This window comes from Aeromonas sp. Y311-2, assembly GCF_027706025.1.
GTDB lineage: Bacteria > Pseudomonadota > Gammaproteobacteria > Enterobacterales > Aeromonadaceae > Aeromonas > Aeromonas veronii.
Window position 1 is genome coordinate 306,261 of the sequence record NZ_JAPDCL010000003.1, and the last position, 13,775, is coordinate 320,035.

The following is a 13,775-nucleotide window of genomic DNA, read 5'->3' on the forward strand; positions in this document are numbered from 1 at the left end:
TCAGGAACAAACATGACAGATCTAAAACAGCGACTCGGCCCGTTCTGGCCCTTCGCCGTCTTCTGCGCGCTCGCGCTTTTTTCTCTCTCTTTCAGCCGAATCGCCCTCGGTCTCTGGCAACTGGAACGGGTGGATGCCGTGGCCGGCTGGCAGGAGATGCTGCTGCAAGGGATCCGGGTCGACTTTGCGACCCTCTGCTGGGTCTGGGGTGTCCCCGCCATGCTCACTCTGCTACTGGCAGGCCCCCATGCCATCGGCCGAGGCTGGCTGCAACTGATGCGCGTCTGGCTGACCGTCGGACTCTGGCTGATGCTGTTCCTCGAGATCTCCACCCCTTCGTTTGTCACCGAATATGGCGTGCGCCCCAACCGCCTCTATGTGGAGTACCTCATCTATCCGAAAGAGGTGTTCGCCATGCTGTGGGCAGGCCGCAAAGCCGAGCTGCTGCTGGCGTTACTCTTCAGTGGCGCCGTGCTGACCGGCAGTTGGTGGCTGAGCGGCCGTCTGGTACGTGGTCTCAGCTTCCCCCGCTGGTATCTGCGTCCGGCCTTCGCCCTGCTCATTCTGGCCATAGGTTTTCTCGGTGCCCGCTCCAGTCTCGGCCACCGCGCCCTGAACCCGGCCATGGTCGCCTTTGCCGAGGATCCGCTGGTCAACTCGCTCACCGTGAACTCCGCCTACTCCCTCTTCTTTGCCATCAAACAGATGGGCGCCGAGGAGGATGCCGGCCAGTTTTACGGCGAGATGACCCCTCAGAAGGTGCTCGAGGTCATGCGCAAGGAGAGTGGCCGTCCGGCCAGTGATTTCAACTCAGATCTGCTGCCCAGCCAGACCTTCAACCAGGCGAGCTTCCAGGGTAAACCGAAGAATCTGGTGATCCTGCTGCAGGAGAGCCTGGGCGCCCAGTTTGTCGGCTCCCTCGGCGGCCTGCCGCTCACCCCCAACATCGATGCCCTGTCGCAGCAGGGTTGGGCCTTCGAGCAGCTCTACGCCACCGGCACCCGCTCGGTGCGCGGTATCGAGGCGGTACTGACCGGCTTCACGCCGACCCCGGCACAGGCGGTGGTCAAACTCGGCAAGAGCCAGACCAACTTCTTCACCATCGCGGATCTGCTCAAACAGCGGGGTTACGACACCAGCTTTATTTATGGCGGCGAGAGTCACTTCGACAACATGCGCAGCTTTTTCCTCGGCAACGGCTTCACCACCATCGTCGAGCAGAAGGATTTCGACAATCCGGTGTTCAAGGGCTCCTGGGGCGCCTCCGATGAGGATCTGATGGCCAAGGCCGACGAGACCTTCAAGGCGCTGCACAAAGAGGGCAAACCCTTCTTCAGTCTGGTGTTCAGCTCCAGCAACCACGATCCGTTCGAATTCCCGGACAACCGCATCGAACTCTTCGAGCAACCCAAACAGACCCGTAACAACGCGGCCAAGTATGCGGATTACGCCATCGGCGAGTTCTTCAAGAGGGCGAAACAGTCCGAATACTGGAAGGACACCCTGTTCCTGGTCATCGCCGATCACGACAGCCGGGTCGGTGGCGCCAGTCTGGTGCCCATCCCCCGCTTCCATATTCCGGGGGTTATCGTGGGCGACGGTATTGCACCGAGAAAGGATCCGCGCATCGTCAGCCAGATCGACATGGCGCCGACCCTGCTCTCCCTGATGGGGATCAGTGCCGACTACCCCATGCTCGGCAAGGATCTGACCCGCATGCCCGCCGACTGGCCGGGGCGCGCCATCATGCAGTACGACAAGAACTTCGCCCTGATGCGCGGCAAGGATGTGGTGATCCTGCAACCGGAACGGGCGGCAGAGGGCTATGTCTACGATGATGCCAACGAGAAGCTGACCCTGGCGGCGCAGCCGGACGCCTTGAAAGAGGATGCCCTTGGTCTGGCCCTCTGGGGCAGCATGGCCTATCAGAAGAGTCTCTATCAGACGGCCAAGGATGAACGCACCGCCGCCAATTGAACACCCCGTGCAGATTCAACCCATAGCAGAATAGAAAAAACCGCCAGCTGGCGGTTTTTCATCTCCCCATATTGTCGGCCCACTGGCCGTTATGGTTGGGGAAAGCAAGGCAGGGAGCGGCTGAACTTGTGCTCGAATACCAGCGAGGTTTCGAGGTGCACCACCTCCTCGCGGGAGGTGAAGTGATCGAAGACGAAGTTGCGCAGGTGCTCGGTGTCGGAGACACACAGGTGCACCAGAAAATCATCCTTGCCCCCCATGTGGAACAGACTGATCACTTCGGGCAACGCCAGAATGGCATCGCGGAAAGCATCGATGATCTGGCGGCTGTGACGGGCCAGCTGCAGGGAGACCATGGCCTGAATGTGGCCACCGAGGGCCTGATAATCCACTTCGCAGTGCGCTCCCTTGAGCACGCCATCCTGCTGCAACTTGCGCACCCGCTCCAGACAGGTGGAGGGGGCAACGCCCACCAGCGCGGCCAGATCCTTGTTGGTCATGCCCGCATCCCGAAACAGATGGGCCAGGATATCCAAATCCAGTTGATCCAGGTTTCTCATCTTAACTCCTTGAACCGCTCAATTTTTTAGACTCTGCCCGTAAACCGGGGCAAACACAACGGCCATTGACATCCCCCCTGCCCCGCCTATCCTTGGCGCCATTCACCGGCCGCAGCCCTGCGGCCACCACGCGAGGATCCGCCATGCACCCGTATCACCCCTTCTGGAGCCTTGAGGTTCCCCGTGTCGACGGTCAGCTGCTGCTGACCCCCTGCCCCGGCACCCAGCAGGTGCCGCTGACCCTGGCGCTCGATCAACTGCGGTTGGCCGGTGCCCACGGGGTGGTGACCCTGATGACAAGCGCCGAGTTGATCCGACTCGAACTGGCGCAGCTCGGCCAACAGGTCGAGCACGAAGGGATGCGCTGGTTCCATCTGCCCATCGAGGATGATCTGGCCCCCGACAACGACTTCGAGGCGGCCTGGCAACAGGCGCTGCCACAGCTGCGCGAGCTGCTGGGGGATGGCAAACATCTGGTCATCCACTGCAAAGGGGGCAGCGGTCGTACCGGTCTGGTCGCCGCCGCGCTGCTGATGACCCTCGGCCAGCCACAGCAAGAGGCGATGGCCGCCATCAAGGCCCACAGACCCAAGGCATTTACCCTGGCCTGCCACCGCCAATGGCTCGACCAGCTGGCCGAGCGGCTGGCGCAGGGCGACTGACTATTTACCTCCCTGGTCGTAGGTGAAGACCTTGCCGATATCTTCCACCCGATAGCTGGTGAGCTGATAGACGTAGTAGTTGAGCCAGTTGGCAAACAGCAGATGACCATGGCTGCGCCAGCTGGCGCGCGGCGTCCGGCTCGGATCATTATTCGGGTAGTAGTTGACAGGAATGGCCGGGTCGAGCCCTGCCGCCAGATCCCGCTGATACTCCCCGTCCAGCGTCAGGGCATCGTACTCCGGGTGCCCGGTGACAAACACCTGACGACAATCCTTGGTCGCCGCCAGATAGACTCCCGCCTCTTCTGACTCGGCAAAAATCTGCAAGTCGGTCTGGGCACGGATCAGATCGCCATCAAACGCCGCGTAACGGGAGTGCGGGGCGACAAACTCGTCATCGAAACCGCGCAGCAGCGGCTCGTGCTCATCGAGGCGATGGTGGCGGTAAACCCCGGAGAGCTTCTCGCCGTGGGTCTGCTTCTCCATACCATACAAGGCTTTCAGCGCCGCCTGCACCGCCCAGCAGAGGAACAGGGTGGAGGTGACATGCTGATGGGACCACTCGATGATCTCGACGATGCGCGGCCAGTAGACCACCTCCTCGAACTCCACCAGCCCGAGCGGCGCCCCTGTGATGATCATGCCGTCATAGTTGTTGCCACGCACCTGCTCGAAGTCGTGATAGAAGTTCTCCAGATGGGCCTGCGGCGTGTTCTTTGACTCCCTGTCATCGATGCGCAGCAGATCCACATCCACCTGTAGCGGCGAGTTGGAGAGCATCCGCATCAGCTGGATCTCGGTCTCAATCTTCTTTGGCATCAGGTTGAGGATGAGCACCCGCAGCGGGCGGATGTTCTGGGTGACGGCCCGGGATTCCGTCATCACGAAGATGTTCTCCTGCCCCAGCACTTCGGCGGCGGGTAACTGATCCGGGATCTTGATCGGCATGCTTACTCCCTGTACTGCATCAGTAAATATGTCTGGACATCCAGAAGCCTATAATAAAGCTCCTGCCCTGTCATCAGATACCTTTTGTATTCACCCCCGCCTTTGACTAGCATACGGCTCAGTGTGTCTCCTGCTTCCAAGATAATGACCGGTATCAAGATTTCCGTAGATCGACTGCAAGTCGGCAACTATGTATCCCTGCCACTGGGGTGGCGCGAACACCCGTTCCTGTTTTCCAGCTTCAAGATCAAAAGTGAAGAAGAGATCGAGCTGATCCGCCGTCTCGGCCTGAAACTGGTCACCATCATTCCCGACAAGAGCGACGTTCCGCCCAAGCCTCTCAATCAGGTACAGCCTCAGCAACAAGAAAGCGCAGACGCCGCCCAGCGTCAGGCCCAGATGCAGCAGGAGAAGGATCGCCGCATCGAGCAGTTGCAACTCTATCGCCGCAACCTGCAGCAGTGCGAGAAGCAGTTCCAGCAGTCGCTGGCGCAGGTGCGCAGCGTGATGAGCAAGATCCAGTCCCGCCCCCTCAATGCCATCGGCGAGGCGCAGGAGCTGGTCAATGCCATGACCGAGCAACTGCTCTCGGTGGACGAAATGGTGCTGCACCTAGTCTCCGACAGCGAGGATGGCAACAACCTCTACTTCCACTCCCTCAATGTGAGCGTGCTCAGCATGCTGCTGGCCAAGGAGTGCTGCATGACGGCCGACGAGATCCGTCAGGTCGGCATGGGGGCCCTATTCCACGACATCGGTAAATTGAAGATCCCGAGCCAGATCCTGCGCAAGACCGAGCCGCTGACCAAGCCGGAGCAGAATCTGATGGCCCAGCACCCGCGCTACGGGCTGGATCTGCTCAATCTGGCCAAGGATTTCCCGGCCGAGGCGAAGGGGATCGTGCTCCATCACCACGAATATCTCGATGGCAGCGGGCCGGAAGGGCTCAAGGGTGGCCAGCTCGATCCGCTGACCCAGATGGTGTCGCTGATCAACGAGTACGATAACCTCTGCCACATGCAGGCCAAGGTGCCCTACTCGGCCCTGAGCGGCCTCTACAAGCAGCGCAAGGCGCAGTTCAATCCGGAGTACCTCAGCATGCTGATCCGGTTGATGGGAATTTATCCCCCCGGCAGCGTGGTGCAACTCTCCAACGGTCAGGTGGGGCTGGTAATGTCGGTCAACGCTTCCCGCCTGCTCTACCCCTCGGTGCTGGTCTACGATCCGCGCATACCGCGTCAGGAAGCGGCCATCATCGATCTGCAGCAGGCCGAACTCTCCATCGCCAAGGTGATCCATCCCAAGCGGTTGCCGCCGGCGGTGTTCGAGTACCTCAACCCGCGTACCCGGATCAGCTACTACTTCGAGCACAACAAAGCCTGATTGTGTTGGCCCGAGGCCAACCGTTGCCACCCGTTTAATCCAAGGAGCCTGCCATGCGTATCGAGATCATCAGTACCGGAGACGAAATAGTGACGGGTCTGGTGGTGGATACCAACGCGGCCTGGCTCAGTGCTCTGCTGCTGGAACAGGGGTGGCAGGTGCGCCGTCGCCTGACGGTGGGGGACAACCTCGCTGACTTGAAAACGGTGCTGCAAGAGAGTGCCAGCCGCGCCGAGGTGGTGCTGGTGTGTGGCGGACTCGGGCCCACTGCCGACGACCTGACCGCTCAGGCTGCCGCCGAGGCCTTTGACCAACCGCTCACCCTCTTCCCCGACTGGCTCGCTACCATCGAAGCGCGCTACGCCAGCCGTGACCGCCCCATGGCACAAAGCAATGCCAAACAGGCATGGCTGCCACAGGGGTGCGAGATCCTCGACAACCCGGTCGGCACCGCCTGCGGCTTTGTGGTGCGAAGTGGCCAGAGTCAGCTCTTCTTCACCCCGGGCGTGCCGTTCGAGTTCAAACAGATGGTGCGCGAGCAAATTCTGCCGCGCCTCAAACAGCTGGCCGGGGCACAAGTCGATACCGAGCTGCGTCGCTTTTACACCTTCGGTGTCTCGGAGTCGGCGCTCAGCGATATGCTGGATGCCGAACCCTGGCCAGCCAGCATCGAGCTGGGTTACCGCTCCTCCATGCCCCTTATCGAGCTGAAACTGATCGGCCACGGCGCCAGTGCCGCTGACATGGAGAGTGCAGAGCGCCGACTGCTGGATACGATCCACCCTTGGCTGGTTGGCAGCGGAGATACGGAACCGGCGCAGCAGATCCTGGCGCTGCTGCAAGGCAAACCGCTGGCTCTGCTGGAGGGAGAGAGTGGCGGCGCCCTGCTGGCGCTTTGTCACGGCCATCCCCGGCTGGAGGCCAACTTTAGTACGCAACTGGCCGATGAGCTGGCACAACTGCCTACAGCCGATGCGGGCCTGCAACTGACCATAGGGCGAGAGGGCACTGAGGGTGTACCACTGCTACTCAGCGCCGATGGAAAACACGTCGGTCAGACGGTCAAGGTCAGCCACCCCGACCCGGAGAGCCGCCGCAAGATCCTCGCCTTTGCCGCCCTCGACATGCTGCGCCGCCATATGCTGGGTAAGCCGGTGCTCGGCGATTACCTCACCCTGGCCAGAACAGCCCAGCGCAGCTGATAACCACCGCCCCTGCCAGCGACCCTATGTTGCTAGCGCTGCGATCTGTCTTTTCACGCCATTGCCAAACAGCACCCATATTTATCCGGCCGCCATCACCGATTTGACTTCAATTCATTGACCATTCAGAGGAAATCTCTGGATACTGCCCACTCTCAGGGTTGGTGACTCGCTTTATTAATCATTGAGAGATTAAATGACAGTAGAGGAGCGAGCCGATCGCTCCGTTCTCATCCAGCAAGGAGATGCGGTGTTAAGCAAAGAGTGGTTGCTGCTATCAAGCGATATGGAACTGGTCTGCCTGCGGATTGCCGCCGGTCTCACCAAACCTGTCACGGAACAGGATGTGCAGGCGCTGCTGCTCGCTTCCAACTGTCGCCGCTATCAGCCGCTGCCCGAGGGGGTCAAACAGGCCATCAGCCTGCTTAATACCCTGCTCACCAACCCTGCCGCCCCCGTCCCCGCCAACCCCATCCCTGTCGGCAAGCGTCAGGATGCCCGACTCGCCGTAATAGTGGAGAAGGATCGCATGAGCGCCATCGCCCAGATCACTGCCGACTGGGGGGGCAAGTATGTGACGCTGGAACAGCTGAAAGAGGCGATCTCCATCAGCGAAATCAAACAGGGGGTGAGTGAGCAACTGCTCACCGCTGCCATCCAATCAGCCAAGGAGGCCGCCCCCGGCAGTCAGCTCAAGCTGGTGATTGCCAACGGCCAGCCAGCCGTCAATGGTCAGGACACTCGCTATGAGCGGCTGGTGGAGACCCCGGCCGAACGGATCCTCAAACCGCAGGAGCTGGGGCATGGCAAGGTCGACCTGCGGGATCTCGGCTCCATCGTCACCGTCAAGGCCGGCGCTCCGCTGATGCGCCGTCATCCGGCCACCGTCGGGGTACCCGGTTTTACCGTGACCGGTCAGGATCTGCCCGCCAAGGATGGCAAAGACAGCCCAATGAGTGCTGGTGAGGGCACCTTTATCTCCCCCGACGATCCCGACCTGCTGATTGCCGGTCGGGCTGGCCTGCCCTGTCAGGAGAAAGCAGGCATGAAGGTGGACGAGGTGCTCAGCGTCAAACAGGTGGATGCCCGCCACGGCCATATTGATTTTGAAGGGGGCTTAATCGTCAGCGGCGACGTCAACCCGGGCATGAAGATCCGGGTCAGTGGTGACATCGTCATCGGCGGCTTTATCGAAGGGGGATGGATCGAGGCGGGGGGCAGCATTACGGTACGTCACGGCATCATTGGTCGCCGCAACGAGCAGGGGGAGTACCTTTGCCAGCTCAATGCACAAGGAGAGATCCACGCCAGCTACGCCCAGTATGCCCAGCTGGAAGCGGGGGGGGATATCCAGATCCAGAGCCAGCTCAGCCACTGCTACTCCCGCAGCGGACAAGATATCAAGGTGGGCGATAGCAACATGCGCAAAGGCACTCTGCTGGGGGGAACCAGCATTGCCAATCGCCTGATCATGGCCCCCAGCCTGGGGGCCGAGGCCGCCAACCATACCCGGCTGCAGATCCTCGGCGGCTACTTCACCCACAAGGAGCAGGAACACCAGCTCAAGCTGCGCCAGCAGGCGTGTCAGGCCCAGCTGGAGAAAATCAAGGAGCTGGTCATGAAGTTGCTGCAACTACCCGGCGACAAGCGCAATCCGGATACCCTACGCAAGCTCAAACCGATCCGGGACCATCAGCTGGCCGAACTGGCCCAGCTCGATGAGCAGCTCACCGCCAACCAGGAGGAGCTGCGAAACTTGATGGCTCAGATGGAGGTCATTGCCACCCAGCACCTCTACTCCGGCATCGAGGTCGAGATGGCCAGCTTCAAACGCAAGGTTACCATCACCCGAGGCCCTACCCGTCTGACCATCCATGATGAAACCCTCGAGATGACCCCTTACGAGGGGCACAAATAGATCAACCGGCACGGCCCCATCGCTGAACCGGCCGTGATCCCGCCGTAGATTTTCGCTACACTCGCCACTTCCTTGGCCCCACCGGGCGGGCCACCCAGACTCAGGTAGTGAGAGATGTACAAGCTGATCGCATTGGATATGGATGGCACCCTGCTCAACCCGCAGGGCCAGATTACTCCCCGCACCCACGCCGCCATCAGCGCAGCGCGCGCCAAAGGGGTAACCGTTGTGCTGGCCTCCGGCCGCCCGCTGGAAGGGATGAGCCGCTATCTGGAAGAGCTCGGCCTCACCACAGAGCATGACTACGTCATCTGCTACAACGGCGCCCTGGTGCAACAGGTGGCCGATCAGCGCATCATCCGCAGTCAGCTGCTGACCGGCAGTGACGCCAGCGCCGTCGCCAAACTGGCTGACGAGCTGGAAGTGAACGTCCACGGTTTCTCAGTCACCCGTGGCCTGATCAGTCCCCGTGTCAGTACCTACACCGAGCACGAATCTCGCCTTATCGGCATGCCGATCAATCTGATCGACTTCGCCACCCTGCCTGCCGACGAGCAGATCATGAAGGTGATGATGATCGACGAGCCGCCCCAGCTCTCCCGCGCCATCGAGCGACTGCCTGCAGAGCTCTATGAGCGCTATACCGTGGTACAGAGCGCCCCCTTCTTCCTCGAGTTCATGAACAAGCAGAGCAACAAGGGAACCGGCGTCGCCGCGCTGGCCGAGCACCTGGGCCTGACCGCCGATCAGGTGATCTGCGTCGGGGATGCGGGCAACGATCGCCACATGATCGAATACGCAGGCCTCGGGGTGGCGATGGGCAATGCCACCGACGAGATCAAGGATCTCGCCCAGCACACCACCGCCCGCAACGATGAAGATGGTGTAGCTCAGGTGATCGAACAGTTCGTACTGAACGCCTGATCACAATCGAGCGCTGCTGCGTCCGATGAGGAAATAAAAACGGGGAGGCTGTCAGCCTCCCCGTTTTTTCTGGTCAGTTATCTGCGTGATGAGCGGTAATGCACTCGCATCACTGGTTCGCAAGACACTGGGTATGGGAACCCGGTTGCAGGTAAGGCGTCAGCAGAGGAGCCATCCCCTTGAGCACCTGCACCGGCAACGCCGAGGTGAAACGGAACTTGTCAGACTGGCTACCCGGTACATAGGCGGTCAGGGTACCGAAGTGATCCTCACCCAGATAGAAAACGAAGGTCGCGGTGCGGTTGCGCGCCAGTGAGCTGGTCACGTTGCCATAACGACCCACGGTTTCAATCCGGTTATCCCCGGTTCCGGTCTTGCCCCCCATCTGCAGCACAGTGCCATCCGGCAGGGTAAAGGCACCGGCGATACGTCTTGCCGTGCCCCCTTCAACCACCTTGGAGAGCGCACTGCGCAAGGCGGCCGCCACCTCTGCTGGCATCACCCGGGTGCCCTCGGTGTGCTGCGGCTCAAACTCGGTCTCGAAGGGCGTCCCCTTGGCGAACGAGAGGTGCTCGATACGCAGGGTTGGCGAGCGGACACCGCCATTCTGGATAATCCCCATCAGCTCGGCCAGTGCAGCCGGACGATCGCCGGAGCTTCCCAAGGCGGTCGCCAGCGAAGGCACCAGATGGTCGAACGGGTAACCGAGCTTGGCCCAGCGCTGATGGATATCGAGGAAAGCTTCAACCTCCAGCATGGTGCGGATCCGGCTGTCACGGGCACTGCGATGACGGGTCTTGAACAGCCAGCTGTAGACCTCTTGCCGCTCGTCACGACTGGCCGCCACCGCGTCGGCAAAGGTCGCCTTGTCGAACTCCTTGAGATAGGCCAGCAACCACAGCTCCAGCGGGTGAACTCGGGCGATGTAGCCTTGATCCGGCAGTGAATACTTGCCCGGGCCATAGCTCACATAGAGCTGATTGACCCGTTTCGCACTCAGCTTCTCGCGCGGCAACCGCTCCGCCAGGAAGGCAGCAAATGCGGCTTCGCTGGCTTCCGGCATCAGGTAGCGGTGAACCGCCGCCAGACGTACCGCACTCGGCTTGAGACCGTCGAGGAAGGTATCGAGCTGCTCCTCGGGAGTCTTGCCGCGATATTTTCGCCAGAAGCGCAGCAGATAGGTCTGGCCCTCTTTGTCGGCAAATTTGGCCAGATACTCCTGACGACGGGGATCCTTGTCATCCTTCAGCAACTGGGCACGGTTGCCCTCCTTGTAGAGGCTGTAGCGCACGATATCGCGCATCAGCCGCACAAAGGGCAAGTTAATCGACTCACGCAGAGAGTCACGCAACGTCGGAATACGATTGTTATCCTCGCGGCGGAAGTTGTTGAAGGTGTGCATGCCGCCACCGGTAAAGAACCCTTCATTGGGGCTGGCGGAGTATTTGCGATCCAGCGCCGCTTCCAGCATCACAGGCAGGCTCTTGTCCTGAGCCGTCATCAGATAGGAGATGGCCCAGCGGCTGAGGTTGTCCTGAGAGACGGCAGCCAGCTTGCGCAGATTCTCGACCGGCATCCCGGCATAGTTATCGTGCAGCTCGGCTACGATCTCCAGATAGGTAGTCAGCACCCGAAGCTTGGCGGTTGAGCCCAACTCCAGCTTGGAGCCTTCGTTGATATCAAACGGCTGATCGGTGTTGTCGGTCTGTACCCGCACCTTGAACCCTTCCGGCGACTTCTCGAACAGGGTGAAGCTATAGCGCACATCGCCCGTCTTCTCCGGCGAGAGCAGGCGCTCACCAAACAGCCCTACCTGGGCGGCAAACGTCGGGTCGGCCAGCTGTTGCAGATAACGGGAGATTTCGTTCTGCAGCGGCATGTTGAGGCTGGTATCGGCGGTCAGATCCATCCGGTCGAGGTCATAGAGCTGCACCCCGAGCTGGCGGCTCAGGCGAGTACGGGCAACCTGCAACCCCTTGTTATTGTTCACCCGGGTGATAGCCGGGGACTGCAGGAAGTCACGGAACGTAATCTTGGCCTTGAGCGCCGCCTCCATCAGAGGTGGCGTGATCATTCCCTCCTGCACAAACAGGCGCAGGTAGCTGTCGGTCAGGGTAGCCAGCGCCTCTCGCCCTTGAGCCAGATAGTAAGAGGGACGGCGGTGCGCAATCATCAAAGAGACTACCTGACGCAGGGCAAGCCCCTGTTCGGCCAGCGGCGCATTCTGGTTGCGGGCGGGATCCAGCAGACGGTTCACGTCATCGACGTTGGCACCAAACCAGACCCAGAGACCATCTCCCAGACCATGCACTTCACCATATCCCGGCGCAGCCGAGAGCGGTACCGAGTTGAGGTAGGCCCAGGCGACCAGTTTGCGCGCTTCGAGGGTTTCCGGCCCGAGACGATAAGCCCGCACGCTGGCAGAGGCCATCTGACGGATCTTCTCGGTCGGCGACAGGGTCAGGCCATCCGGCGAGTGGCGATACTTCTCCACCTGGGTCGCCAGAGTACTGCCACCGGCAGATTGATCCTGCATATCGAGCGCCTTGCCCACTTGAGAGAGCGCGGCCTTGGCAAAACGGGGCCAGTCGACCGCCGGGTTGGCCAACGGCTCTTCATTGCTCAGCAAGTCGCGGTTCTCGATAAACAGCAGCGACTGGATCACGAGCGGTGGAATGGAGTCAAAATCCGGATAGTGATGGGTCGGATACTTGAATTGATAGAAGGGCTCGGCGCGGCAATCGTGCAGCGTCAAACCGGCCTGCACCTTCTCGGTATAGGGCACGAAGAAGCCACGACTGGCGTAGTCATAGAGTGCGTCGGAGAAATGCACCTGTTTGCTGACTTCATAACCCCGCTGAAGCAAACGCTCCTGCATCATCGGCAGTTGCACATAGCCGAGCCGCTTGTCGAACGGGCCATCCTCAGGGAAAGCGATCTGCTTGCTCTGGCCAGGCTCGACCTGATAGGTGAGCTTGGCGGCATAGCGGGAGATCTCCTGAGATTGCAGCTTCGAGGTTTTCATCTCATAGCCAACCAGAGCGATCACCGCCCCCAGACACAATAAAAAGAGAAAACAGAACAGCCAACGCCACCAGGGACGACGCTTGCGCTTTGGGTTCCCGTCCGAGGTCTGGACAGATGAATCTTGAGATGCCACTTGTGTCAAATCCGTCTGTTCTGATGCGCCCATATCAGCCCCACCATGGTTGCGCAATTTATTGTGTTTCACTCAAGCTTAGTCTTTTCAAGTCAATGGCTTGAAACTATTGACCGCTTTGTGGTGATGGTAACAGGGCAATTCTAAAAAGGGGAGCCGATTGTTGCAGGAGTGGCAGAGATCCGAGCTGATAACAAAACACCGGCCAGTGGCCGGTGTCTCTGAAGCGAAAGCTGAACGCTTATTTGTGAGAGCTCATGCCCTTCAGTTTGGTGCTCAGCTCTTTACGCTCTTTGGATAGCTCGGCGTTCTTGATGATGTGGTCATCCACGCGCTCTTCATAGTCGGCGCGCATGTTGGCGATGATCGCCTGCACATCATCAATGCTCATGCCCGGCTTGATATAGTCGCTCAGGTTGTCGAGCAGCAGCACGCGCTTCTGATTGTCACGGATCTTCTTCTCGTTATCCGCAATTTCACGCTTGAGTTTGTTCTGGCGACGGGACATACGCACATATTCCAGTACATCGCTGAAGGTGGACTTGTTTACTTGTTCCATATCGATACCACTGACTTAAGGTTGATAAAAACTGGCCAAGTTACACCTGGAACCCGGCAAACTCGGCACGGGACAGGCAAACTCAAGATGCCCTTACTCTACCGAGTTATAAGCGAGATACAACCCTAATCGCGCACCATGAACAGAGTTTGGCCAAAAGTAAACCAGTTAAAATGGCCAGTAATCCATCAGATAAAGGCTTGATATGGATACAAAATGGAGGAGATGACAGGGCTTTAGTTCTCTTCCTGCAGATAAATGCTAATACTGTCTGTTTAATACGCTAAAAACACCAAAGCCCGGTCGTGAGACTGGGTTTTGGTGTTCGCCGAGTGTACAAATCTGGGGGGCTCTGGGCAAAAATCGCCCATAGCAAAAAGGCCTTCCCAATCGGGAAGGCCTTTAAAATTAGTGGCGGAGCGGACGGGACTCGAACCCGCGACCCCCGGCGTGACAGGCCGGTATTCTAACCGACTGAACTA

The 13,775-nt window shown here is 59.8% G+C and carries 10 protein-coding genes; 6 read left to right on the forward strand and 4 right to left on the reverse strand.

Going from position 1 to position 13,775, the window contains the following annotated elements:
- Positions 1–12 precede the first annotated feature (12 nt).
- Complete coding sequence (locus OKC42_RS05180) at positions 13–1,977, forward strand: LTA synthase family protein (RefSeq protein ID WP_270819186.1); 1,965 nt, start codon at positions 13–15, stop codon at positions 1,975–1,977.
- Between the two features lie 89 nt (positions 1,978–2,066).
- On the opposite strand, the gene OKC42_RS05185 is transcribed toward OKC42_RS05180, so the two are convergent.
- A complete protein-coding gene (locus tag OKC42_RS05185) occupies positions 2,067–2,537 on the reverse strand; it encodes an Lrp/AsnC family transcriptional regulator (protein ID WP_005336001.1) in 471 nt (156 codons plus the stop codon).
- 143 nt (positions 2,538–2,680) lie between these two features.
- On the opposite strand from OKC42_RS05185, the gene OKC42_RS05190 reads away from it, so the two are divergent.
- Positions 2,681–3,199, forward strand: coding sequence for a cyclin-dependent kinase inhibitor 3 family protein (locus OKC42_RS05190; protein ID WP_101531578.1), 519 nt, complete (start codon positions 2,681–2,683; stop codon positions 3,197–3,199).
- Here the strand turns inward: OKC42_RS05190 and metA are convergent, their stop codons facing one another.
- Positions 3,200–4,147 (reverse strand): homoserine O-acetyltransferase MetA, encoded by a 948-nt coding sequence (metA, locus tag OKC42_RS05195; RefSeq protein ID WP_042053667.1) that lies wholly within the window; start codon positions 4,145–4,147, stop codon positions 3,200–3,202.
- A 144-nt stretch (positions 4,148–4,291) separates the two neighbouring features.
- Between metA and OKC42_RS05200 the strand changes: the two genes are divergently transcribed.
- From OKC42_RS05200 to yidA, 4 genes are all read left to right on the forward strand, one after another.
- The gene (locus OKC42_RS05200) at positions 4,292–5,530 is read left to right on the forward strand and encodes an HD-GYP domain-containing protein (RefSeq protein ID WP_005336014.1); all 1,239 of its coding nucleotides are present in this window, start codon (positions 4,292–4,294) and stop codon (positions 5,528–5,530) included.
- Positions 5,531–5,583: 53 nt separating this feature from the next.
- The gene (locus tag OKC42_RS05205; RefSeq protein WP_270819187.1) at positions 5,584–6,732 is read left to right on the forward strand and encodes a competence/damage-inducible protein A; all 1,149 of its coding nucleotides are present in this window, start codon (positions 5,584–5,586) and stop codon (positions 6,730–6,732) included.
- 250 nt (positions 6,733–6,982) lie between these two features.
- Complete coding sequence (locus OKC42_RS05210) at positions 6,983–8,650, forward strand: DUF342 domain-containing protein (protein WP_333563368.1); 1,668 nt, start codon at positions 6,983–6,985, stop codon at positions 8,648–8,650.
- 114 nt (positions 8,651–8,764) lie between these two features.
- Complete coding sequence (gene yidA, locus OKC42_RS05215; protein WP_064341589.1) at positions 8,765–9,574, forward strand: sugar-phosphatase; 810 nt, start codon at positions 8,765–8,767, stop codon at positions 9,572–9,574.
- 109 nt (positions 9,575–9,683) lie between these two features.
- Here yidA and OKC42_RS05220 read toward each other — a convergent pair whose 3' ends face one another.
- A complete protein-coding gene (locus OKC42_RS05220) occupies positions 9,684–12,767 on the reverse strand; it encodes a transglycosylase domain-containing protein (protein ID WP_075116006.1) in 3,084 nt (1,027 codons plus the stop codon).
- 208 nt (positions 12,768–12,975) lie between these two features.
- Positions 12,976–13,293, reverse strand: coding sequence for a PTS system regulator TmaR (tmaR, locus tag OKC42_RS05225; protein ID WP_005336024.1), 318 nt, complete (start codon positions 13,291–13,293; stop codon positions 12,976–12,978).
- Positions 13,294–13,775: the final 482 nt, after the last annotated feature.